Below are 22,376 nucleotides of genomic sequence, written 5' to 3'. Positions count from 1 at the left end.
GGGGAATAGGCCTGCTTAATTTTCAATAATCACTCATTATAAAGTGAATTAAACTATAGACATTCGAGCCACCACCATAACATTTATGGTAAACATAAAGAACATAATGACATTGATGAATGAAAAATAATAAAAACAGGAATTACTGTCTCATTCACAAGTTGAATGAGCAGTATTCCTGTTTTTTTATTATCTCATCGAATCAAATTAATGTATTTTTACTATTTGAAAACTTTGTACAATGCTAACATGTAACTACTGCTGATTTATCATTTCTTCTGCTGCCATTAACTTCTGTATATTAGCTGTTGCTACGAATGCTTTTTGTACGTCTGTTAATGCATCATATGCTTCTCTTGCTTCTGTCACTTTAGAAACAAATTGTTTTGAAATCTTTTTTCCAGAAGAGTTGAATCGTGTGACCAATTTGTCTACTTCTACCGCTGCTGCTTTATCTTCCGTATTTTTGACCTTTTCTTCTGCTGCAGTTAACTTCTCTACGTCACTTGTTGTTACGAAATCTTTTTGTGTATCTGATAACGCATCATAAGCTTCTCTTGCTTTTCTTACTTTAGACATATACCCGTTTGAGATAGTTGTTTCTGAAGATTTGATTTTTGATATCAATTGCTCTACTTCTACTGCTGCCGCTTTATACTCATTGGTTGCTATATCTATCATCAAATTTTCTAAAACTCTCACATTAGTGTTCAGTCTATCCATAATTCTTCCAGGGTACTTCAGTTCAATATAGTCTAAAGTATCATTTCCTGTGTGCATTATAGGGCCTTCTTCAGTTTCTATATAGCCATCCAAATAATTACCAGCATCATCTTGAATTAACCAGTTAGTCGATTCAAAATAAGCTACTGGAATGTCTTTTGCGTTAAAGGGGGCATGATCACTCCAGTCTCCTGTTTCTCCCCATTTATGATCAGGATGTAGTCCAGTTTGTGTAATAAGATCTAATCCTAGTTCATCAGATATATTGAGCGCCTGATCTCTTACCCAACCTATGCCATTAGATCCTCCATATACGTAAGCATAATCTCCGGCTATAATAGTGTCCAGATTTACCATAGCTATTGTATTCTCTATTTCGTTCTCTGACATAGTTTCTACATAAGCTTTAGATCCTTCTAAACCGACCTCTTCAGCGCCAAAACCTATGAAAATAATAGTATGATCTGTTTTAATATTCTTTAATTTCTCAGCTACTTCCAACATAGCACCTACACCAGAGGCATTGTCAGAGGCTCCCTCGCTACCACCCGAAGTTACTTGGTCGTAATGGGCACCGAGAATAACTTGTTTTCCTGATTTACCTCTTTTAATAGCTACTACGTTTTGAGAATGAACTGTCTCTCCTTTATTACTTCCTCTTTTACTGATAAATGAGAAATCTTCCAAAGTCGTTTCATATTTATAGCTTTCAAACTCGCCTTTTATATAATTAGCCGCTTCCTTTTCAAATTCTGAACCCGCTATTCTAGCTCCACCAAGTTCTTTAGAGAGATGGTGAATGTGTTCATATGCCAGGCCGCCATATTCACTTGAATTTATTACAACAGCGTCCTCTGCACTCTCAGCCATTACTTCCTCTTGCGTTATAGGCGTAAATAAGTATAACCCCATGACGGAAGCTATTAAAACTGGATACCATTTTTTGTTAGTATGACTCTTATACATATGAATCCTCCTTTAAATAATATATTTCTTTACAATTTTTCAATTACCAATTTCTTACTTTGTCCTAAGAGATGGTTAACCCACATCGTGTATTTCTGTCCTCTTATGCCGTTTCTCCTATGATCACCTCATTGTTTTTCAATAGTTTGAATATACATAAATTTTGTTTCTTCTTAAAAAAAGCGCTTACATAACAATCTCTATAAACTGACTCAAAAAGGTTTATTCATCATCAGTTTCGTTATGACTATCTGATTTTTATATTAGCATACCGTTTTAGAATATTCAATAATTTAGAAGCAGGGCAGACTGAATTCGCTAAGTGACTTATTCAGCCTTCCTTTCTTCTATATTGTTCTAATATAGATATAATGGTATTTCTCAGGCGCAGATACTCTGCTCCTTCTTTTTTATGTCCTTATTTTCACTGCATTTCCTCGACTAAACGTTTGGCAGCGTACTGACCAGAGCGGATGGCCCCTTCCATAAATTGAGGGAACTGCGGCCCGAGCTCTGTGCTTGCAAAGACTAGATTATTAAAGGGTTCTTTTAAATGTTCGCGGGCTTTTGGTTCACCTTTATAATGCACCATTGCGCCGTATCCCCCACCACAATAGGGAGAACCCTGCCACTCGCTGATTTCATAATCCTTGTACATTTCTGCTTCGTCTCCAAAAACTTCGATCAAGCGCTCTTTAGCGAAAAATTCTTTCACTTCTATTGGTACACTGGCAAGCTCTTTGGCCTTATCTCCACCGATAAACAAGGTGAGTCGGTTTTCACCCTCTGCTTTAGAAGAATCCATTACATTGACCCCTTCATTGGCGGCATAGATAACTCCATAGACCGTTCTTTTCTTTCCCTTAATGGCTTGTTCACGCCAGAAAGGATCATCATACACGAAGGTCATCTTGATCACTGCCCCATCGACATAACTCTTCAAGTACCGGTCGTAATGTTCAGCTAAAGATGAACTGAACTCGATTCGGGCTGCAGCGGTTGGTGGCACTGCCATGATCAAAGCCTTTGCATGATATTTTGTCTTGTTTTTAGTCTTCAAAATATAGCCATTTTCGATTGCTTTTACTTTCACCACGGGTTCAAGATAACGGATCGCCTCTTCATTAATGGTCTCCAAGTATCGAACGACTCGGGACAGTGGACCGGAGGCTTGATAATTCAATTCGTTGTTCGTTGTTGTGATACGACTGACCAAGTCTTCTAAAGCTTCTGCATTAATGTAATCACTGTTTACCGTCGTTTCAGACGCTACAAAACTTTTAATGATTTGGCGTTTTCGTTTATTTCCAACATGTTTATCCAGTAAACTAGCCAGTGACTGAGAAGCTGATTCTGTTTCAGCAACCTCCCTCAACATTGCTGGGATATCTTTGAAATCAAAGCGAATGGGCTCTCTGCTTTTTTCACTTATGACCACCAAATCTTCAGGTATATGCGTTTCCTCTAAAGTCATTCCTGCTTCTTCAATGAGTTTCACGATTTCAGTCATATCTTTATTAACAAACTGTGCACCTTGTTCAAAGTAGCGTGATGAATCTTCGGAAACTTTGGAGCTTACCTTCCCACCTGCTCGGTCTGTTGCTTCTAGGATTAAGTATTTCTTTCCTTTTTCATGTAGAGCCTTTGCGGCAGTTAATCCTGCCAAACCTGCCCCAATGACGATGACATCGTAATCTGACATTTTAGTATTCATCATTAATTTTCTCCTCACTTCCTTACCTATGGTTGATTATCTGATATTTCTTTTTAAAACTTTATGTGTGATGAACTTTTCGATTTCTACTACTACAAATACACCGAACCCTATGATAACAGGGTAAATCCAATAGTTCAAATCGATTGGATAAAGTCCCAAGGCGTTATTCAAGAACGGCACATAGGTGACTAATAGTTGGAAAACAATCAATAGACCGGACACTAGAAAAGCGGCTTTATTATCAAAAAATTGACGATTAAGACTAAAGAGACGCTCATTTCTTACATTAAACAAATGGAATAACTGAGCAAAAACGAGCGAATGGAGCGTCAACGTATTTATAATTTCAACGTCATAATCCACCAACAGAAGCTGGTTGATCCACATGATGGAGCCACCAATAAGCACGGAAACAAAAAGGATACGAAAGACATAGTAAGGACTTAATAGCCTTTGATTCGAATCACGCGGCGGTTTTGACATCGTACCTTTTTCCAAAGGTTCAAAAGCCAAAGCCAAAGCGATGGTTACAGCGGTGATCATGTTGACGTAGAGAATCTGCACAGGTGTTAGTGGCATTTCTATTCCTATTATCAACGCGGTCATCACCAGCAAAGCTTCTGCCCCGTTGGTCGGTAAAATGAAGAGGATGGTTTTCTTTAAGTTGTCGTAAACACGTCGACCTTCTTTTACCGCATTGACAATGGTAGAAAAATCATCATCCACTAAAACCATTTCAGAGGCTTCTTTGGCTACCTCTGTTCCTTTGATGCCCATAGCTACTCCAATGTCTGCTCGTTTCAATGCCGGGGCATCATTCACACCGTCACCCGTCATGGCGCAGATATGACCGTTGTTTTGCAGTGCTTCGACCAGCTTCAGTTTATTATGCGGACTCGTTCGCGCAAAGACATCGACTTCCTCTACGATTTCCTGCAATTCTGCGTCGGACATCTCTTCCAACTCACGTCCTTCAGCAACTTTATTTCCATATGTGATCCCCAGTTGCTTGGCAATCGCCAAGGCTGTTTCTTTGTGATCCCCTGTAATCATTTTAACCTGAATGCCCGCTTCTTTACAGACTTTAATGGCTTCAATAACATTCTCTCGAGGCGGATCGATAATACCTGTGAGTCCAAGTATCGTTATGCCCGATTGGATATCCTCATGTTCTATGTGCTCTTTGGTCTCAGAGACCTCTTTGATGGCCATTGCGAGAACACGTTCACCTTTTTTAGACCGTTTGTTCATCTGTGTTTCCCAATAGTCAAGATCCTCTGAATCCAAACCGGCCATTTCAAATAGACGGTCCGGTGCGCCTTTAATATAAATCTTCTTCAGATTGCTTTCTTCGACTAACCCTGCCATATATTTGTATTCTGAATCAAAAGGGATCTTGGATGTCATTTCAAGAGTATCGATAGAGACATTCGCCTTTTCAGCCAGGGTGATCAAACAGCCTTCTGTCGGATCTCCTCTGACGACCCATCCGTCATCTTTTTCATAAATATCCGACTCGTTCACTGTTTTAGCTGCGGTCAGCAACTCTCTCAAGTCGGTCTCTTCATCGACATCGATTTCTTCTTCCTGTTCGTTCACGATCCTACCTTCCGGCGCGTAGCCTAAACCCGTTACAGAATAGCTCTTCTCTCTGGTAATGACCGACTGCACCGTCATTTCATTTTTTGTAAGTGTCCCTGTCTTATCTGAACAAATGACCGTGACAGCTCCCAGGGTTTCCACTGAAGGCAGTGTGCGCATGATCGCATTTTTATCGGCCATGGACTGCACACCTAAAGCCAGAATGATGGTCAAGATAGCGGGAAGGCCTTCCGGAATGGAGGCCACAGTCAGACTGATCACGGACAGCAGGAGTTCTCCCCATTCATAATCATGAATAACTAAACCCGCTGTAAATAATACAACGGCTAAAACAAGAATGACGACTGAGATCGTTTTACCAAATTTATCCGTCTGCTTGAGTAAAGGTGTTTTCATTTCTTCAACTTCACCCATGGAACGGTTGATTTTACCGATTTCTGTCGTTTCTCCTGTTTCAACAACGATTCCTTTTGCCGTTCCAGAAGAAACAGTGGTACCCGAAAACACCATGTTGATTCGGTCGCCAAGCGGGGTATCTTCTTCCAGTACATCAGTCTGCTTTTCTACAGAAGTAGATTCACCGGTTAAAGGCGACTCTTCAACTTTTAACCGATCAGTATCAAACAAACGGATGTCTGCAGGTACCTTGTCTCCAGGATTGAGTATCACGATATCTCCCGGGACGAGCTTCGTTGCCTCCACTTCTCTCTTTTGTTCATTTCTAAGCACGATTGCCTCTAAAGATAACATTTTTTTGATACCTTCGAGTGCTTTTTCTGCTTTATTTTCTTGGACATACCCAATAATGGCATTGACAATGGCAACAAGCAGGATAACGACCGTATCGACATAGTGACCCAAAACAAAAGTAACGACAGCCGCAAAGAGCAAGATATAAATCAGAACATCATTAAATTGTCTGAAAAATTTCACCCACTCAGGCGTCCTCTTTTTCTCAGGCAATTTATTTAATCCGTATTTCTCTTGTCTTTTTTTTACTTCCTCATCGTTTAATCCTTTTCCAGTATCTGTCTCTGTTTCTTTTTCTGTCTCTTCACTGCTTAAATGAAACCATTTCGTTTCAGCCATGACATCCCCTTCTTCACAGATTTTATTGTTGTTTTTCTTATACTTGATGAACTAGAAGATTCTTTAGTAATCATCAGCATCACTTGAAATGCAAAAATCATCATTTTTGCAGGATTTTCTTAATCATAGGATAACATAATGCAATACGCTATATCTCGTTCAGAACCTTATCGCACTGAACCTTAACTCAATAGATTCGTGACGAATGATTTAGACCAGAAATGAAAAAAATAAAATATCTGAAGAAATAAATACTATGCTCAACAAGAATTATCATAATACTGTTTTAGTACTGCCATATTCGTCCGGCTCTCCCGCTCACTTTACTTCTTCAATCTGTTTACTACTTTACAATTTTGCCTACACAATAGCTTATAATTGAGTTTTTTCGATTAGAATAGTACCCTTTTAAGTAACAAGACTTTACAGCCAGAGTGTTAAAAACCATACGTTGATCGCAAGGAGAGATTCGATGGATCCAAGTATCAAAGACAACGTTGCGACCCTTCAACCGACATATTCATTCTGATAAAGGAGAGATTCACTTATGCGCACATCAAAGGAAACATATTACGATTACTTATTTATCGGTGGCGGAATCGCTGCCGCTTATGCTGCAATAGGCATACGCAAGTCAGACAAAGAAGGTTCCATCGGCATTCTTTCTTCGGATCAAGATGGACCCTACGCCCGTCCGGCTTTATCGAAGAGACTGTGGACAGATGACGACTATTCCGTTGAAGACGTCCCTTTCAACACAGCTGAAGAAACAGATTCGAATATTATGCTTGAAACAGTCGTCAACTCGATCGACAGAGAAAACAAAACGGTCACGACACACGACGGGACAACACTTTCTTACGGTAAACTGCTTCTAGCAACGGGCAGCGAACCGCAGACCTTAAATGGCCCGGAAGACGAGCATGTTATAGCCTTCCGCACATTCGAAGACTACCGTAAGTTGAGAGGATTCTCCGGAAAAGACCAGCATGTCATCGTCGTCGGTGGAGGTTATATCGGAACGGAACTCGCCGCGAATCTGAAACTGAACAACACTCAGGTGACACTTATCTATCCGCAGGAGGTCTTGAACGACAATCGCTTCCCGCTTGAGCTGGCTAAAGAGTATGAGGACCGCTACCGGCAAACCGGCGTCACTTTAAAGAACGCTTCACGTGCTGCAGCTTACAGTAGAAACGGCGATAAACTCGTTCTCCAGCTGGAAAACGGCGAAACCGTTGAAGGAGATACCCTGGTTCTCGGCTTAGGTGCCAAACCGCGACTTACACTTGCAAAAGACGCCGGACTCGAAGTGGACAACGGTGTCATCGTCGATGACTATTTCCGTACGTCCGATCCAGACATCTATGCAGCTGGAGATATTTCATCCTACCCTGATCCGATCTTTGGACGAAAACGCATTGAACACGTTGACCACGCGCGAAAATCCGGGACAGCTGTCGGAAAAAATATGGCCGGATCCGATAAACCGTATGACTATACCCCTTACTTCTATTCAGATGTTTTTGATATATCCTGGATGGCATACGGCACACTTGATTCAAGACTCCAAACCCTCATAGATCATGTGGATGACGGAAAAGTAGTTTATTATCTGAAAGAAGACAAACCTGTCGGCATCTTGCTTTGGAATATCAATCCAAGATTAGGCAAAGTCAAAGAAGTTTTAAAAAATCCACCGTCCCATTCAGATGATTTACATGGACTTATCCGCGACCGCAATAGCGACTGACACAATCCAAGCTGAAGAAAGAAGCCTCGGGCTTCTTTCTTTTTTATTTTATCGACCTTGGTATCGCATTCACATAAAAACAGGAAGGAATTTTCATTCCTTCCTGTTTTTCCGATTCCAATGGTTATTTTAATCCGTTGGATAGTGTCGTTTAAGGTAACTGGCAAGTGGTTCTGCTTCCCTTCCCGTGATCTTGCGGAAATCTTCCGTAACGATAGCCAGCAGTCCCCGGTTGGCTGCTTCGTACATAGAAGCTAATAGAGCGCCGAAGCCTTTTGGTTCATCGTAAGTCTGAGCAAACGCCTCGAGAGACATCGGGGCAAAGCCGATATTTTCGCCAGAAACGTCGCTGAGTGTGTCTGCCAGTTCCGTCATCGTGTAAGAACGGTTCTGTGTCAGTGTATACGTCTGATCCTGAAGGGAAGCGTCCGCTGCCACTGCCACGATCGCTTTGGCACTGTCCGCTCGGGAGATGAAACTGATCTTATCATGCGGCACAGGATAGACGACATTGCCACCTTCAATGAGTTCCGGAAGATAATTGATCAACGGATCGGCATACATCGCATTTTTCATGATCGTATAAGAAAGAGACGAAGAGGCCAGGCGTCTGCTCGCATAGCCGTAGAAGGGACTCATTTGGAACGGATTGTTTTCCTGATCTGCATAGAAACTCACAAAGATGAGGTGTTTCACCTTGGCTTCCTCGGCGGCCTGAACAACATTTTCGATCTCCGGCAGCCGTTCATAGCTCGGATGGACGATGCTGGGAATATAAACCAGGACATCCGTATCCTGCCAAGCTTGAACAAGTTCGGCCTTGTTGCGGTAATCGGCTTTTTTCACTTCCACTCCCATCTCTTTATATTTCACGGCTTTCTTGATATCGCGAATAGATATTCGCAGTTCCTCGATAGGCAGTTTTTTTATGGCGACCTGCATCACTTCAGTGCCTAGTTGCCCTGTCGCTCCAGTAATTGTATATCGCATGACCGGCTCCTCTCTTACTGCTTTATTTATTTATTTATTTACACAATTCTCTTTACTTGAAATTACTTACAGTATAAGACAAAAGCGGATTATTGGACAGAAATACGATAGTCTATAGTATTCCCTTTTAAATGAAAATCCACACAAAACAAGCAGCTTTTTTAGCGATATCTCTTCAAAGAAAGACGAAAGTATTTGTAATCTGACCGACACATGGATAAAATAGACATATTGGATAAAAAAAGATTCAAGCTGGTACTTAGCGATTATAGCCAATGAGGAAGGAATATATATAATGAAGTATAAGAAAATAATTTTTGATTTGGATAACACGGTACTGGACTTCCGTGATACAGAAGAAAAAGCCCTGAAAAAGGTCATTGATGCCTACGACCTTCCTTATACTGACGAAACAATAGCCATGTATAAAGAAATCAACCACGGTTTGTGGCAAAAACTGGAACAAGGCATCATTTCTCGGGAAATGCTCTTTTCGAGTCGTTTTGCACTCTTTCTTGAAGGATTCGGATTAAACGTAGACGGAAACACCGTCGAAGACCTATACCGTCAAAACCTTGGGCAAGGGTACAAGAAGATGGACCATGCGCATGAACTGCTGACCGCTTTGAAGAAAAACGGGTACCATATATACGCTGGAACAAATGGTGTGGCGAAGACACAATGGCAGCGGCTCGCAGGTGCTGAGCTGATGCACTTTTTTGAAGAGGTCTTTATTTCTGAAGAAATAGGCGTAGAAAAACCCGATCCGCAATTCTTCACCCATATTTTCGATACTTTAAAGACGGATAATAAGGCTGAATTCCTTATGGTGGGCGACAGTCTCACCTCTGATATCCAGGGAGCCAAAAATGCCGGTATTGACAGTGTGTGGTACAATTTTTCCGAAAAACCAGTCGATTCCGAAGCGGTGGAGAGTACCTTCAGCATCAGTAACCTGCTGGAATTGCTGACTCTTTTCGGCATCGAAAGAGAAAAAAGCGCCCTGCATCTCGACCACCTTGACTGAAACAAACTACATGAGTGGGTACTCGTCTCGAAACGAGTATCTTTCTTTACATAAAAAGACAAAAAAACTTCCATCAAATCATGGAAGTTTTTTGTCTTATATTCAATCAAGTTATCTTTACATGGAAATCAGGAGAGTAGCCAGGATTCATCCACGTTTTTACTTTTACGAAATACTTTCCCATGTTCATCAATAGCCGCATGCCACTCTTTACATAACTCGACCGGGACACGTTCAGTCAAATGATTGAACTCCCGGCGCATATGACTTAAGTTTTTGAATTCGCCAAAGCCTAGACGTTTGAACAAGCGGATCGCGTATTGATCTCCAATAAACACATTGCGGTTGAAAATATAGAGCAGCATCGCATCCGCCGTTTCCGGGCCGACACCTTTGATACTCAGTAATTCTTTACGCAGTGTCTCATCAGAATACGACTCAAACTTTTCAAAATCTTCTCCATGGCTGACAAACCACGACATTAGTTCTTTGATATAGGCAGTTTTCTGCTTATAGAACCCCGCCGGTCGGATCAGCGACTGGAGCTTTTCGTCTTCCATTTTATGCAATTGGTCCACCGTTAAGTACGGGTCAAGCTGTTCCAAAACTTTTTCGACATTTTCCTGAGTCGTCTGCTGGATCAGGATCATCGATACCCAATCCTTGATACGGTTCTCATCCGACCACCAATTCTGGATCCCGTAATGGGCGACAAGTTTGTTCAACACTTTCACTTTTTCTCTATCCGTACTCACTTTAAAAATCAATCCTTTAAATTTTACGTCTTTACAGTTTACACTATTTTGAGAAAAATAAAAATCGAGAGGCTTTTTTTCTTTGAGTAGTACTTTTTAATTCACCAATCCCCGCATTGAAATAGTTATACCAGACGGTAGTTAAATCAAGACGCGGGAGTATACAACTGCTCTCATTCTCTTAACACATGTCATCAGAAAAGAGAGCTCCCTGAGTTAGCCAAACCGACTAACTCAGGGAGCCCTCTTTTCAATTTAATCACATTTTTTACTTTTAATTAAAATCTTCCAAGAATGATGTCATCTTCATCTAAAATACCCGCATCTATTAAGGCTCTTTGATAAGATGTTGCTTCTCTGGACATTCTGACCGTTGCACCAGATATTGTATCGACAGAATTTTGGACTGTTTTTGTTGCTCCAGTCTCTACATCTACGCCAAACTGATTTTCATCATTGATAGACTCTTCATAATCAGACCAGTCGATAAGAGACGTTAGCTCCGTTGCGTTTTGCCCAATCAAGTTTTCTTCGATCGCACGGTAGTTTCCGTTCCATCCACCTTTGCCAAAGTAACTATATACAGCTTCCATAGGTTGAGGTGTTTCACCATCAAACTCTACACCTAATGCTTCCATGTAATCTTTGACCGTTGAATCGTTATCTACACCTTCGAGCACGCCCGTACTATTGACAACATGAGACCATGGATCTTCTGTATTGAATATTGTTCTTAATTTGAGACTGTCCCATTCGTTCGGACCTGACCCTGAAGTACGGGTAGTCGGTTTGTTATATTCAGAATTGACTGTCAATTCACTCATTAGCGTTTCGTAATCGAAATCAGCCGGCAGCTTGGATTCAAACTGATATCTGGTGATTGGATCGACGATTGCATGAGCTACAGTGTTATCTTCATTTACACCTACAGCATAAAAACTCATCATGTCAGCAGTGTATACGGTAAACATGGAATCTCCCGCTTCGTAGTCTTCTCCTGGAACGGCAGTAGTTGGCTCGATATCGTAATTGATATCAACATAAGCATTACCGCTTTGACGCATCGTCCAGAAATCATCAACAGTTTTAAAGAAGTTCATTTTGGCATCAACGATTATTCCATCTTCATCAAGTTCCAGAATGGTCTCAATATATTGGTCTGCTTCTTCATAAGGCACGCCATCTGTTTCCCCACTCCAATAACGTCCGACAAAAGTCCCCGCATATGATTGTTCTGTATCGTTCTCATCATTTGTATCAGTTTCTTCGGAACTTAATGCATCTTCACTCTCATCATTTTGAGAATCGTCCGTCTCGTTACAACCGGCTAACAAAGATATTGTTAATAACTGAGCAAAAGCCAGCATTATTATACGTTTTTTCATTATTTATTTCCTCTCCCTCACATCGCTTTTTTATAGTACTTTTCATGTTGCTTATCTAATTCAAAATAAACAAAACCCTTATACCTAACAAGTTTATTACACATTTCACAATATTGATATGGGTCTTTTGTCCTCCATCGAGGACATTTGTCCTTGATGGATAGTTGCAAAACAAGATAGCAATCATCTCTTAAACCGCTTAAAATTTAAGGAGATAGCCAAAAAAGCCTCTCACTCAGGGGATATCACTTTTCCCATTATACGAACTGACATTTATTGAGTTGTTAGTTTACTCACAATATAATCAAATCAATTATTGGGACACTATCTTCTAATGAAATAGTATCATCTTAGTATTTATCAGATAGTTCAGTATAAAAGCAATAAAAATAGCCTCCCATATACTGGAAGGCTACCTCGTTTAAATATTGAAATCCAATTTTGGTCCCACTGGCACGATACCAGTCGGGTTGATGGTTTTGTGACTGCGGTAGTAGTGTTCTTTGATGTGGCGGAAATTGATAGTGTCAGAAACACCCGGCCAATTGTATAACTCTTTCGTGTAGCGCCAGATGTTTGGATAATCGGTGATGCGCTTGATGTTGCATTTGAAATGCCCGTGATAGACGCTGTCAAAACGGATCAAGGTTGTAAACAGACGCCAGTCGGCTTCAGTGATAGTGTGTCCAACGAGATAAGGGTGTTTTCCTAATCGCTCTTCCACTTCATCTAGGGATTCAAATAGTTTCTTCACTTCTTCATCGTAAACCACCTGTTTGGTCGCAAAACCGGCTTTGTAGACGCCATTATTGATAGCATTGTAGACTAAGTCGTTGATCTCATCGATATCCGCCCTTAATTCTTCCGGATAATAGTCACCTTTTATGGCCCCGACGTCATCGAATGCCGTGTTCAACATGCGCATGATCTCAGACGATTCATTGTTGACGATTTTATGCTGCTTCAAATCATATAAAACCGGTACTGTGACGCGGCCGCTGTAGTCGGGTTCGGCACGTGTATACACTTCATATAAGTAATCCACATTGCTCACCGAATCCGGGACAACGCCCTCATCTTTTTCAAAGGTCCACCCGTGTTCTGCCATCAAAGGATTCACCACCGAAACAGAAATCATGTCTGCCAAACCTTTTAACTGGCGTATGATCATCGTGCGGTTTGCCCAGGGACACGCATTCGAAATATATAGGTGATAGCGTCCCGGTTCAGCTTTAAATCCGCCCTCGCCTGTCGGACCGGCACTCCCGTCCTTGGTTATCCAGTTTCGGAACTGCGATTCTTCACGGATAAACCGTCCGTCATTTTTCTCCGTGTCATACCATTTGTCATGCCATTTACCGTCTACTAATAATCCCATAATTGCCTCCTTATTTGCTTTGAATTTGCTTAATCGGTTGTGAGTTCAATCAAATTGCCTTCGGGATCTTCGATCACCGCTTCGTAATAGCCGTCTCCAGTCGTTCTCGGTCCGTTTATTAAGGCATACCCGTCCGCTTTCAACTTATCCACAAGGTTATCCACAGCTTGTTTATCCCCAACATCCACAGCCAGATGTGCATAACCGTAACTTTCTATATTCGGTTTGTTTATATCTTCTCTGTGCATAAGTTCCAGCCGACTGCCTGAATCAAAGGTCAGAAAGTACGAATGAAAGCCTTTCTTCGGATTGTGGTAAAGCGCACCGCTCTTGGCAGAAAAATAGGTCTCGTAAAACTCTTTCATTCTTTCCAGATCAATGGTCCATAAACCAATGTGTTCGATTTTCACGTTTATTCACTACTTTCTTTTTTTAGCCGTTTTTTTCCTGATATAAAATCCTATCCCAACGATCAATCCTATTATGAGTATAAATGGTACGGCATAGATAAACCAAATAAACGCATCTTGAACAAAATAGTAAAAGGCGTAGAAAGAATCAACGAGCGCTTCGCGGATACGTTCAAAAAAGGACAAGCCTTCTCCCCGTGCATTGGCGATGCGCGGACGTTCAGTGACGCTCAAATGCACTTCCGTATAATCAATCAAGTCATCGAATGTTTCCAGTTGTGATTGAAGGGATTCGCGTTCCGCAATAGTATCACTCAAGCTGTTTTCGATCTGTAGGATAGCCTCGATCGTGTCAGCCTGTTCGAGTAATTCAATCAAGCGGGCTTCCTTGTTCTCCAGTACCCGTATGCGGGACTCCGTATCCCGGTAGGATTGCGTGACATCTTCTGAACCAACGTTTTCACTTACTTTATAGGCATCCATGCCGTCTAAATCATCGAGAAAATCATCCAGGGAAGACGTAGGGATCCTAAAAAGATAGTCTACCCGTCGATACTGACGAGACTGATCCTGAGGTGAAATGCCCGTCTGTGAATAACTCGACTCATTTGAATATTCAATGTAGCCATCATAAGAGCTCACTGTATCCAGAACAAACGAAGTCGTTTTCTGGAAATCCAGTGTCTCATACTCGAGCTGGACCCGGCGGATGACTTTTTCACCAATAAGCCGTCCGCCTTCTCTATCCATTGCTGCCTGCTCATCAGCCATTTCTCCGACCATAGAGTCCTCTTCCATATAGCCGGCACCCATATCTGAATCTGAAACCAAATCATTCGATTCCGACGTGTCATTGCCACTGGCACAGCCTGTTAACACTAAAAAGAAAAGAATTAATAACCCAACGCCTCTTTTTATCATCACTTTCACTCCCACCTTCAGCTTATGTATATTTAATACTACCATTATATACGAAAGAGATATCCTTTAGCTAATTGAAACATGCCGGATAAGAAAAAGACTTCCCAACTCTGATGAGTCAGGAAGTCTTGATCATTTAAATTACAATTTAAAGCGGTCCACCAGTTGGTTCAGTTCTTCGGCAATTCTAGCGAGTTCTTCTGAGCTGGCGGAAACTTCCTGCATCGTGCTCGTTGTCTGTTGAGCGGAGGCTGACGTTTGTTCGATCCCGGCCGCAGATTCTTCAGAAACACTGGCGATCTCTTCCACGCTGGAACTCATTTCGATCGTCTGTGTTTTGTTCACTTTCAGCTTATCAGAGATTTCCTTGATCGCGAGTCCCATCGACTGAACAGATGATGAGATCTTGTTGAAGGTCTCGCCCGTGCTTTCGATCTGTGTCGTTCCCTTGGCAACCTGTTCATATCCATTCTCCAGGTTTAAAGCAACCGAGGATGATTCTTGCTGGATACTGTTGACGATGTCGGTAATATCAACGACCGAGTGCGACACCTGTTCAGCCAGCTTCCTCACTTCTTCTGCTACGACTGCGAACCCCTTGCCCTGTTCGCCGGCACGTGCGGCTTCGATTGCTGCATTCAGGGCCAGCAGATTGGTCTGTTCGGCGATACCTTCAATGACCGACACCAGTTTAGACACTTTGGCTGATTTATTGTCCAGCTCTTTCACACCTTCGACCGAATGCTTGACGAGCTTATCGATCATCTGCATCTGGGATACTGAGGCATCCATCAATCCCCTGCCTTTTTCAGTCAAGTCCCTCACATCATTCGACGTTTTGTAGATACGGTCACTTTGATCTGCGGACGCTTCGATCGTCTGGACGAAGCGGTTCATGTTCTCGGACAAGTCACTGGTGTAATTGGCCTGCGACTCTGACCCGGAAGCCAGCTCCTGCATCGTGATGGCGATCTGTTCGGCTCCCTGACCGACTTCATGCGTTGACTGGGTCAGTTCTTCACTTGAACTCAATACCTGGTTCGTGGCTTGGGAGACGGCCGTGATGATGTGTCTCAGTTCGCTCTGCATCGCGTTGCTTGCCTTGACCAATGTCCCGATTTCATCTTTGCGCTTGGTTGGCTGGGTCTTCACCGTCAGATTCCCTTTGGCGACTTCATTCAAGTTATGAGCAATTTCTTTCAGTGGTGTCCCGATCATTCGTCCCATCATGATCCCGATAAATACAGCCAGTGCCGTTGCCAACAGGCTGATGATGATGATCGCATTTCTCAATACGGTAAAGGTTTCTACATTTTGATTTAGTGTCTCATTAGACAAGGAATCGGTCAAATTCAGCAGATCAGTCAGGTACATATTGGCTGCGCCGTAATATGCCCCGCCACTGCGGATCCCGTCCATCGTTCCCGCGTAGTCTCCTGCAGATAAACTTCCCGCAGTCTCGGTAATCGATAGAGAAAAGTCATCCCAGCTGCTTAACAGATCATTATAGATGACTTCTTCTTCCGCCTGTAATGCTCTGGACCCGTATTCGGCCAGTAAACTATCGACTTTTTCCAGATTTTCCAGTGCGCTTTCACCTCTTATCGGCGTATTATTGACTACTCCAGAAAAAATATGCACACGCGTATTCTCCATCAACTGAGAAACTTCAGACAAGATGATCGTCGGCTGCAGCCGATCCGTATACAATTCTTCAGAGTTATCATAAACCATCCGAAGGCCAAACAAGGACATAACCCCAAGCATGACGACGAGTAACGCGATAACTAAGTATGAAACGAGTAATTTTGTTGTGATTTTCAATTTTTATTCCCCCAATAATAATACCGACTGTGACTCTTCATCATGTTAAAAAGAGTCGTACTGTTCTATTATCGGAAGGAAGCCAGAGAGATTAACCTTTGTGAGACAATAATTATTTTGTAAACTCTTTGATACGAAGATTGCTTTTTTTAAAAGAAATAAAGAAACCTTCGACCCGAGAGTCGAAGGCTTTCCTTATTGAAAGTTGTTTTATTGAATCAAGCTGACCACTGACTGGCTTTTATAGTTTGAGTGATCCCTTGATAAAAAGTTAGCACTTGCTCGATAAATTCATGTGTCAGAGTTGGCGCTATGTCAACGGTTAGTCACTAGTCGGGATCCAACAAATATCGGGCAGGCACTAACCACACCTTTTACTGCCCGCTCACAGGGTCTTTTCTGGCCAGTGGGCACTCGAAGGGGTCTCTAGTGACTGCTCCAACTATCTTGTCTTTTGACTGGTCCTTAAGGCGTCTCCCTAGTACCTGTTCAAGAAAATCTGGGCGATGAGTTGGCGCTAAATGTACAGGGTACTGCTCACTCAGATACTGCTATTTATTCGGTGGGCACCAAGAAAGCCCCTACTGACTACTCAAGACAAAACCTCATCGAGTGGGAACTAATCAGTCTTTTTTATATCTCGTTGACGACGATCGTCTGATCTCTTTTCGGTCCGACAGAAACGATCGAGACTTCGACGCCGGTGAATTCTGCGATACGCTCCAAATATATCTGGGCGTTTTTCGGCAGTTCGTCGTACGTTTTAGCGATCGCCGCTTCTTCGCCCCAGCCGTCAAATGTTTCATAGACAGGTTCGCATTCAGCCAGGTCTTCCAAACTAGCTGGGAAATAATCGATCACTTTGTTGTTGAATTTATAACCCACACAGACTTCGATCTTATCTAAGCCAGCTAATGTGTCTATTTTGGTCACGACCAGATTCGTCAGTCCCGAAACGCGTGCAGAGGTTTTCAGGATAACCAGATCCAACCAGCCGCAGCGACGGTCTCTGCCTGTCGTTACGCCCACTTCGCCGCCTTTTTCTCTGATCCAGTCGCCGGTCGCATCTGTCAGTTCCGTTGGGAAAGGACCTTCGCCGACACGTGTAGTATACGCTTTGGCCACACCAACAGCGCCGTTTACCATGGTCGGACCGATGCCCGTGCCTGTACAGACTCCCCCGGCAATCGTGTTTGAGGATGTCACGAAAGGATAGGTCCCGTAATCGATATCCAGTAGCATCCCTTGAGCCCCTTCAAACAATACTTTCTTACCGGCTTTGATCTCATCATACAGTCTCACTGACGTGTCCTGTACAAACGGAATCAGTTTCTCAGCATATGCGCTATATTCCTTGTAGATTTCATCAAAATCTAACGGCTCTGCATTATATATTTTGACTAACAGTTCATTCTTGATCTTGATGTTTTCTGCCAATTTTCTTTTGAAAACAACTGGTTTTATCAAGTCACACATTCTGATCCCAGAGCGCTCGGCTTTATCTGTATATGAAGGCCCGATCCCTTTGCCTGTCGTACCGATACTGTCTGTTCTGGATTTTTCGCTTAAATTATCCATCAGTCGGTGGTACGGCATGATCACTTGTGCTCGGTCACTGATGAGTAGTTTTTCTGGTGTAACGCTTATACCCAGATTTTCCAAATAGTTGATTTCTTTGAAAAGTGCTTCCGGATCGATCACGGTCCCGTTACCTAAGATGTTTAGTTTATCATCATATAAAATACCTGAAGGAATCAAGTGGAGCATATACTTACTCTCGCCCACTACGACCGTATGACCGGCATTGTTTCCGCCTTGAAACCTGACGACCAGATCGACACTTTCAGCCAGGAAATCGGTCATTTTACCTTTTCCTTCGTCTCCCCATTGCGCACCTAAAACTACAAATGTTGACATTGAAAATCCTCCTTAGTAAAGTACTGCATTTAAGAGCCTTCACTTTTATCCATTTATGGAATTGAGTTTATCTATAATTCAATCACAGAACAATGGTATCAAAGCAGTTAACTCAGGTCAATGAAATTACGCATGTATTTAGTATTTACATCATCAATGTTCGGGTTTTGCTAGGCAATAGATATTAATTTCCTGATATATTTAAATTTTCACAACAATTTGATTCCAACTGATCACCTTAATAATTCGATAAAACACTTAATGCACATCTCGTATGAAGAAATTTTTATAAAAAATTGCTCTGTAAGTCTTAAACCAGAGTTTAATAAGTAATAACAGCAATAAAAGTTGGAATCATCGATAAAAGTAACTTAAAAGAAAAAAAGATACACTGTTAAACCATCTACCAGTTTATCTCTTTAAGTATATGACAAAATATCCATATAAACGCAAATTGACTAATACGTTAAAGGTACTTGAAATCATAAAACACCATAGAACGTCAGTAATTTTCCCCTATCAATTTCTATTCCATATTTTTCATATTTAAACTCTCTTTTGTTAAACAATGTCTCAATTGTTTTCTTCCGTTCGGGGTATATAGAATGATGTATTTTGCTATGACAGGTTGGACATAAACATACTATATTGTCTGAAAAATCAATATTATAGAGAAAATAATCTTGTGCTGCCATAGGTATTAAGTGATGAGCTTCAATATAAGGCTCTTTATTTCTTATATTGGTGAATGTCTTATGATTATTATTATATTCGCATTTCCATCCACTATTCATTTTAGCTTTATTACTTTCTATAATGTTACGAGAATAACTATATCTGCCATTAATAAATATTTTATTTCCTCTATTTTTTTTACTTGAAATAGATTTGTCAGTTAAGCTTTCCATAGAATCTTTATAAGATAATAAATTTATTTGAGCGTTCATCTCATTATCTCTAAATTTTTCTACTTTATCGTTTAGGAATGTTAAATAGGATAAATAACAATTTAAAGTAGCGCTCGGAAAGTGATTTTCATTCTTATTGAAGATCGAGTAATCAATTATTTGAGTTAGTTTATTTAGCTTTTCATACGCAAAAAAAGAGTCTAAATCATTTATTTTATCGTTAAAAATCATTTCGTAATTATAAACTAGTCTAACAAGATAACGTGAGTAAGAATCTGCTTTACCACTTTTGACATTTTTTGAATTCCCAGCTAATATAGTTAACTCCCTTGCATACATTCTGAATGCTTCATAAAAATCAATATTTCGTTTTTTTGTGTTAATAAACTGAGTACTTCTAGCAGGTATACATTTTAAGTACGTCGACATAAATAAACCTCCTTACGTTTATTATTGAAAATGACTCTATCATAAACACACATATATTTATTTTAATATTAATTTTTCATTTCTTGAATTGTAAAATTAAGCTAAACGATTAAAAAACCATTTGTGGTACTCTCATTCCAAAATTAACAACCACGAAAATTAGGAGAGTGACAACAAACGGCCTAAAATCATCTTGCCATGGAAGAACTTGGATGGATGGATGGATAGATACTTACCTTACTATTGAACTCTCTGCTCCAGAAATAGTAGCTAGACTGGGACGTTCAAAACAGCCGGTTTATATCATCATATATTTTCTTGAAGAGGGCAAAATCGTTCAAGACTATTATAGTCGGTATAAAGATTACAAGAAGAAATGCGGCGCTAAGAAAATAGAATTACCAGAGAATCAAGTTGCTTATATCAAGTTGAAAAGCAGCCTACAATCATCGTTGGTCTCACTCACAAAAGTTCCGTGATTATATTGGTCGAGCTTCTTTCCAATCTCATCATTACTTTAAAATCTGATGGCCGAAAAGCCAAAGACATCGAAAAACGTCTTGTTTTTTGGTTTGATTATCTTCCACTAAACCTGTTCAAATCCATTACCTTTGACTGCGGTAAAGAGTTTTCTAATTGGAAAAGTATTAGTAACCATCATAACGTCTCTATTTTCTTTGCGATATGGGCTGTCCTTCTCAGCATGGACTGAATTGAACAATCTAAGGTCTTGATCAGACGAGACCTTCTGTATAAGCAAATGAATTTAAATACCATTGAAAAAGAGTTCGTTTCATCCGTCACTATCAAAAGAAAAAAACTACAAAGCCTTTAGAATACAAAATACCAATAGAAATATTTTTGGAACATATAACCGATTTGAAAAATAAAAAGACCAAAATTAGTTTCACTATCTATTACTCTTTTACTACAGCAAATCTATTAACTGTTTTTTTATATAACTATTATTCAACCAAAAAGACTGATTAGTCATCCATTGATTAGAAAAATCTAAACTTTCTGGCTTATTGGTCCATTTAACTTCAACTGGTAATTTGTCCGCATGTTTTCCGTTTTCAGAATAATCTCGTTTCCCTCCATGAGGTCTGACATGGCAGATCATATCATCAGATTTTGAAATAAAATTATTTTCTATCCTGAATTTATTCCCTCTTTTTACTCCAGTTAACTCTACTCCCGTATTGATTTTATAAACCGTATCTTCCCAAACTTCTTTTACAGGACCTTGTAAATCTTCTTCAGGCATAGAAAAGAACTTAACACCTTTAAAAGTATCCTTGCCATTTTCTGTTTTAACTACAAAAAATAAAAAGCGAGTATCTAAAAGGAAATTATGCCATTCTGCTGAAGGTTCTCCATCCTCATCGATCCATATCTCTTTACTCAATTCATTGAAAGTAAAAGCTGGAAAAGACATGTTTTCTTTATTTGTATTATTCTCATTAAATTTTACAGTTTTAACAAGGATTGAAGCTTTTTCAAACTCATCTACTTTTCCGAATGAATCAGTTCTCAAATACTTTCCTTTCAAATTTAGAATAGCTGCCGCTATTTGATAATTTGTTTGCTTTGATTCTTTCTTGATCCCAAAATGTTCTTTTAATTTATTTTTAGACCAGCCTATATACGGATTGAATCTTTCTAGAACGATTTCTTCCAAATCTTTGGTTTTCAGTTCAAATCGATCTTTTACTATCGATTCAATTGTCTCATCACCAAATATGTATTTTCTCAAAATTGACGTCATATAACTCGCTTTAAGAGAGTAAGCTCTTTGTTTTGCAGGAATAGGCGAGAATGGTTGGCTCCTTACTGACTTTGAGTTAGCACCTTTTGTACAAGCAGACAAATAATTAGTTAAACTTTCGCTTAATTCATGTGCTCTTCCATCTTTGACGTATGTATTGATTTTTTCCCAGTCATTTTTTATAATCTCAAAATCTTTAGGGTTTTTAGACATCTCATAAAAGATCGTCTCGTGAATACTCCATTGGTCTTTCGGGGTATCTTTTAAGTATTCATAAAAAGCTATTTCCATTTTTCCATTTTTAAATAAAAAATGGCTGTCTTCAAAATTTTCTTCTGCTACATTATGATAATTTATGATGTTCAATACTAATCTTTCTTTTGCACTATACTTTCCATTTTTTAACTTTTTAAAAGGCGTAGCTTTTAATTCAACTCCTACCTCTTCTATATCAGGTTTACTACTACTGTCTTTTTCCTTGCCGAACCACTTTTCAAATGCATCACCGACTGAACTTTTAGAATATTGAATACTTTCAGATTCATTCAGTTCGAATACGGTTTTACCAACGGCTTTCTTTGCATGATTATGTACTTCCTCTATTGATTTATATTTAACCATAATAATTACCTCCTTATGTCCAGTATACCTAATTTCAATCGAATTTTGTTAAAAAACTATATTAATTTTCTTATAATCATTTCTAAGACTAAGACTCTATTAATCTATAAGTGATGATGTTCAATCACACCCAATTAATATAGTATAATTTAGTATGTAGATAATGAATTTACTATACGAAGGAGGACTTTCG

15 protein-coding genes and 1 pseudogene are annotated in these 22,376 nt (G+C 40.2%); 3 read left to right on the top strand and 13 right to left on the bottom strand.

Going from position 1 to position 22,376, the window contains the following annotated elements; all coding sequences use genetic code 11:
* Nucleotides 1-255: 255 nt before the first annotated feature.
* The 3 genes from ACO1PF_RS07390 to ACO1PF_RS07380 all read right to left on the bottom strand — a co-directional run bounded on the left by ACO1PF_RS07390 (nt 256) and on the right by ACO1PF_RS07380 (nt 6,097).
* The gene (locus ACO1PF_RS07390) at nt 256-1,689 is read right to left on the bottom strand and encodes a M20/M25/M40 family metallo-hydrolase (RefSeq protein WP_423188427.1); all 1,434 of its coding nucleotides are present in this window, start codon (nt 1,687-1,689) and stop codon (nt 256-258) included.
* 424 nt (nt 1,690-2,113) lie between these two features.
* Nucleotides 2,114-3,406: a flavin monoamine oxidase family protein gene (locus tag ACO1PF_RS07385; RefSeq protein ID WP_423188426.1), complete on the bottom strand. Its 1,293-nt coding sequence runs from the start codon at nt 3,404-3,406 to the stop codon at nt 2,114-2,116.
* Nucleotides 3,407-3,439: 33 nt separating this feature from the next.
* Nucleotides 3,440-6,097: a cation-transporting P-type ATPase gene (locus ACO1PF_RS07380; RefSeq protein ID WP_423188425.1), complete on the bottom strand. Its 2,658-nt coding sequence runs from the start codon at nt 6,095-6,097 to the stop codon at nt 3,440-3,442.
* Between the two features lie 547 nt (nt 6,098-6,644).
* Between ACO1PF_RS07380 and ACO1PF_RS07375 the strand changes: the two genes are divergently transcribed.
* Nucleotides 6,645-7,850, top strand: coding sequence for an NAD(P)/FAD-dependent oxidoreductase (locus tag ACO1PF_RS07375; RefSeq protein WP_423188424.1), 1,206 nt, complete (start codon nt 6,645-6,647; stop codon nt 7,848-7,850).
* 129 nt (nt 7,851-7,979) lie between these two features.
* Here the strand turns inward: ACO1PF_RS07375 and ACO1PF_RS07370 are convergent, their stop codons facing one another.
* On the bottom strand, nt 7,980-8,840 hold the full coding sequence (locus ACO1PF_RS07370) for an NAD(P)H-binding protein (RefSeq protein WP_423188423.1): 861 nt from the start codon (nt 8,838-8,840) through the stop codon (nt 7,980-7,982).
* Nucleotides 8,841-9,135: 295 nt separating this feature from the next.
* Between ACO1PF_RS07370 and ACO1PF_RS07365 the strand changes: the two genes are divergently transcribed.
* Entirely contained in the window at nt 9,136-9,867 is a 732-nt protein-coding gene (locus tag ACO1PF_RS07365; protein ID WP_423188422.1) for a YjjG family noncanonical pyrimidine nucleotidase, read from the top strand.
* A 128-nt stretch (nt 9,868-9,995) separates the two neighbouring features.
* On the opposite strand, the gene ACO1PF_RS07360 is transcribed toward ACO1PF_RS07365, so the two are convergent.
* From ACO1PF_RS07360 to ACO1PF_RS07325, 8 genes are all read right to left on the bottom strand, one after another.
* Nucleotides 9,996-10,622, bottom strand: a complete 627-nt coding sequence (locus ACO1PF_RS07360; protein WP_423188421.1) for an endonuclease III domain-containing protein — start codon at nt 10,620-10,622, stop codon at nt 9,996-9,998.
* A gap of 278 nt (nt 10,623-10,900) precedes the next feature.
* Nucleotides 10,901-12,007: a hypothetical protein gene (locus tag ACO1PF_RS07355; protein WP_423188420.1), complete on the bottom strand. Its 1,107-nt coding sequence runs from the start codon at nt 12,005-12,007 to the stop codon at nt 10,901-10,903.
* Nucleotides 12,008-12,428: 421 nt separating this feature from the next.
* A complete protein-coding gene (locus ACO1PF_RS07350; RefSeq protein WP_423188419.1) occupies nt 12,429-13,385 on the bottom strand; it encodes a glutathione S-transferase family protein in 957 nt (318 codons plus the stop codon).
* Between the two features lie 29 nt (nt 13,386-13,414).
* On the bottom strand, nt 13,415-13,795 hold the full coding sequence (locus ACO1PF_RS07345; protein ID WP_423188418.1) for a VOC family protein: 381 nt from the start codon (nt 13,793-13,795) through the stop codon (nt 13,415-13,417).
* 9 nt (nt 13,796-13,804) lie between these two features.
* Nucleotides 13,805-14,716, bottom strand: a complete 912-nt coding sequence (locus ACO1PF_RS07340) for a DUF4349 domain-containing protein (protein ID WP_423190524.1) — start codon at nt 14,714-14,716, stop codon at nt 13,805-13,807.
* 141 nt (nt 14,717-14,857) lie between these two features.
* Nucleotides 14,858-16,540, bottom strand: coding sequence for a methyl-accepting chemotaxis protein (locus ACO1PF_RS07335; protein WP_423188417.1), 1,683 nt, complete (start codon nt 16,538-16,540; stop codon nt 14,858-14,860).
* A gap of 633 nt (nt 16,541-17,173) precedes the next feature.
* On the bottom strand, nt 17,174-18,457 hold the full coding sequence (locus tag ACO1PF_RS07330; protein ID WP_423188416.1) for an adenylosuccinate synthase: 1,284 nt from the start codon (nt 18,455-18,457) through the stop codon (nt 17,174-17,176).
* A 482-nt stretch (nt 18,458-18,939) separates the two neighbouring features.
* The gene (locus ACO1PF_RS07325) at nt 18,940-19,794 is read right to left on the bottom strand and encodes an HNH endonuclease (RefSeq protein ID WP_423188415.1); all 855 of its coding nucleotides are present in this window, start codon (nt 19,792-19,794) and stop codon (nt 18,940-18,942) included.
* Nucleotides 19,795-20,006: 212 nt separating this feature from the next.
* Here ACO1PF_RS07325 and ACO1PF_RS07320 point away from each other — a divergent pair.
* A pseudogene (locus ACO1PF_RS07320) lies at nt 20,007-20,673 on the top strand (IS30 family transposase); the annotation flags it as partial.
* Between the two features lie 49 nt (nt 20,674-20,722).
* On the opposite strand, the gene ACO1PF_RS07315 reads toward ACO1PF_RS07320, so the two are convergent.
* Nucleotides 20,723-22,183 (bottom strand): Sau3AI family type II restriction endonuclease, encoded by a 1,461-nt coding sequence (locus tag ACO1PF_RS07315; RefSeq protein ID WP_423188414.1) that lies wholly within the window; start codon nt 22,181-22,183, stop codon nt 20,723-20,725.
* Between the last annotated feature and the right edge of the window lie 193 nt (nt 22,184-22,376).

Origin of the sequence: Alkalibacterium sp. f15, from assembly GCF_049389645.1 — a bacterium.
GTDB lineage: Bacteria > Bacillota > Bacilli > Lactobacillales > Carnobacteriaceae_A > Alkalibacterium.
Note: the sequence above shows the minus strand (reverse complement) of the source record. Positions and strands in the feature narration are given on the sequence as shown.

Bases quoted from the DNA above. Each gene is read 5' to 3' on its own strand.
- ACO1PF_RS07375 (WP_423188424.1), top strand. From the start codon at position 6,645: ATGCGCACATCAAAGGAAACATATTACGATTACTTATTTATCGGTGGC.
- ACO1PF_RS07325 (WP_423188415.1), bottom strand. From the start codon at position 19,794: ATGTCGACGTACTTAAAATGTATACCTGCTAGAAGTACTCAGTTTATT.
- ACO1PF_RS07370 (WP_423188423.1), bottom strand. From the start codon at position 8,840: ATGCGATATACAATTACTGGAGCGACAGGGCAACTAGGCACTGAAGTG.
- ACO1PF_RS07390 (WP_423188427.1), bottom strand. From the start codon at position 1,689: ATGTATAAGAGTCATACTAACAAAAAATGGTATCCAGTTTTAATAGCT.
- ACO1PF_RS07355 (WP_423188420.1), bottom strand. From the start codon at position 12,007: ATGAAAAAACGTATAATAATGCTGGCTTTTGCTCAGTTATTAACAATA.
- ACO1PF_RS07365 (WP_423188422.1), top strand. From the start codon at position 9,136: ATGAAGTATAAGAAAATAATTTTTGATTTGGATAACACGGTACTGGAC.
- ACO1PF_RS07350 (WP_423188419.1), bottom strand. From the start codon at position 13,385: ATGGGATTATTAGTAGACGGTAAATGGCATGACAAATGGTATGACACG.
- ACO1PF_RS07315 (WP_423188414.1), bottom strand. From the start codon at position 22,183: ATGGTTAAATATAAATCAATAGAGGAAGTACATAATCATGCAAAGAAA.
- ACO1PF_RS07380 (WP_423188425.1), bottom strand. From the start codon at position 6,097: ATGGCTGAAACGAAATGGTTTCATTTAAGCAGTGAAGAGACAGAAAAA.
- ACO1PF_RS07385 (WP_423188426.1), bottom strand. From the start codon at position 3,406: ATGATGAATACTAAAATGTCAGATTACGATGTCATCGTCATTGGGGCA.
- ACO1PF_RS07330 (WP_423188416.1), bottom strand. From the start codon at position 18,457: ATGTCAACATTTGTAGTTTTAGGTGCGCAATGGGGAGACGAAGGAAAA.
- ACO1PF_RS07340 (WP_423190524.1), bottom strand. From the start codon at position 14,716: ATGATAAAAAGAGGCGTTGGGTTATTAATTCTTTTCTTTTTAGTGTTA.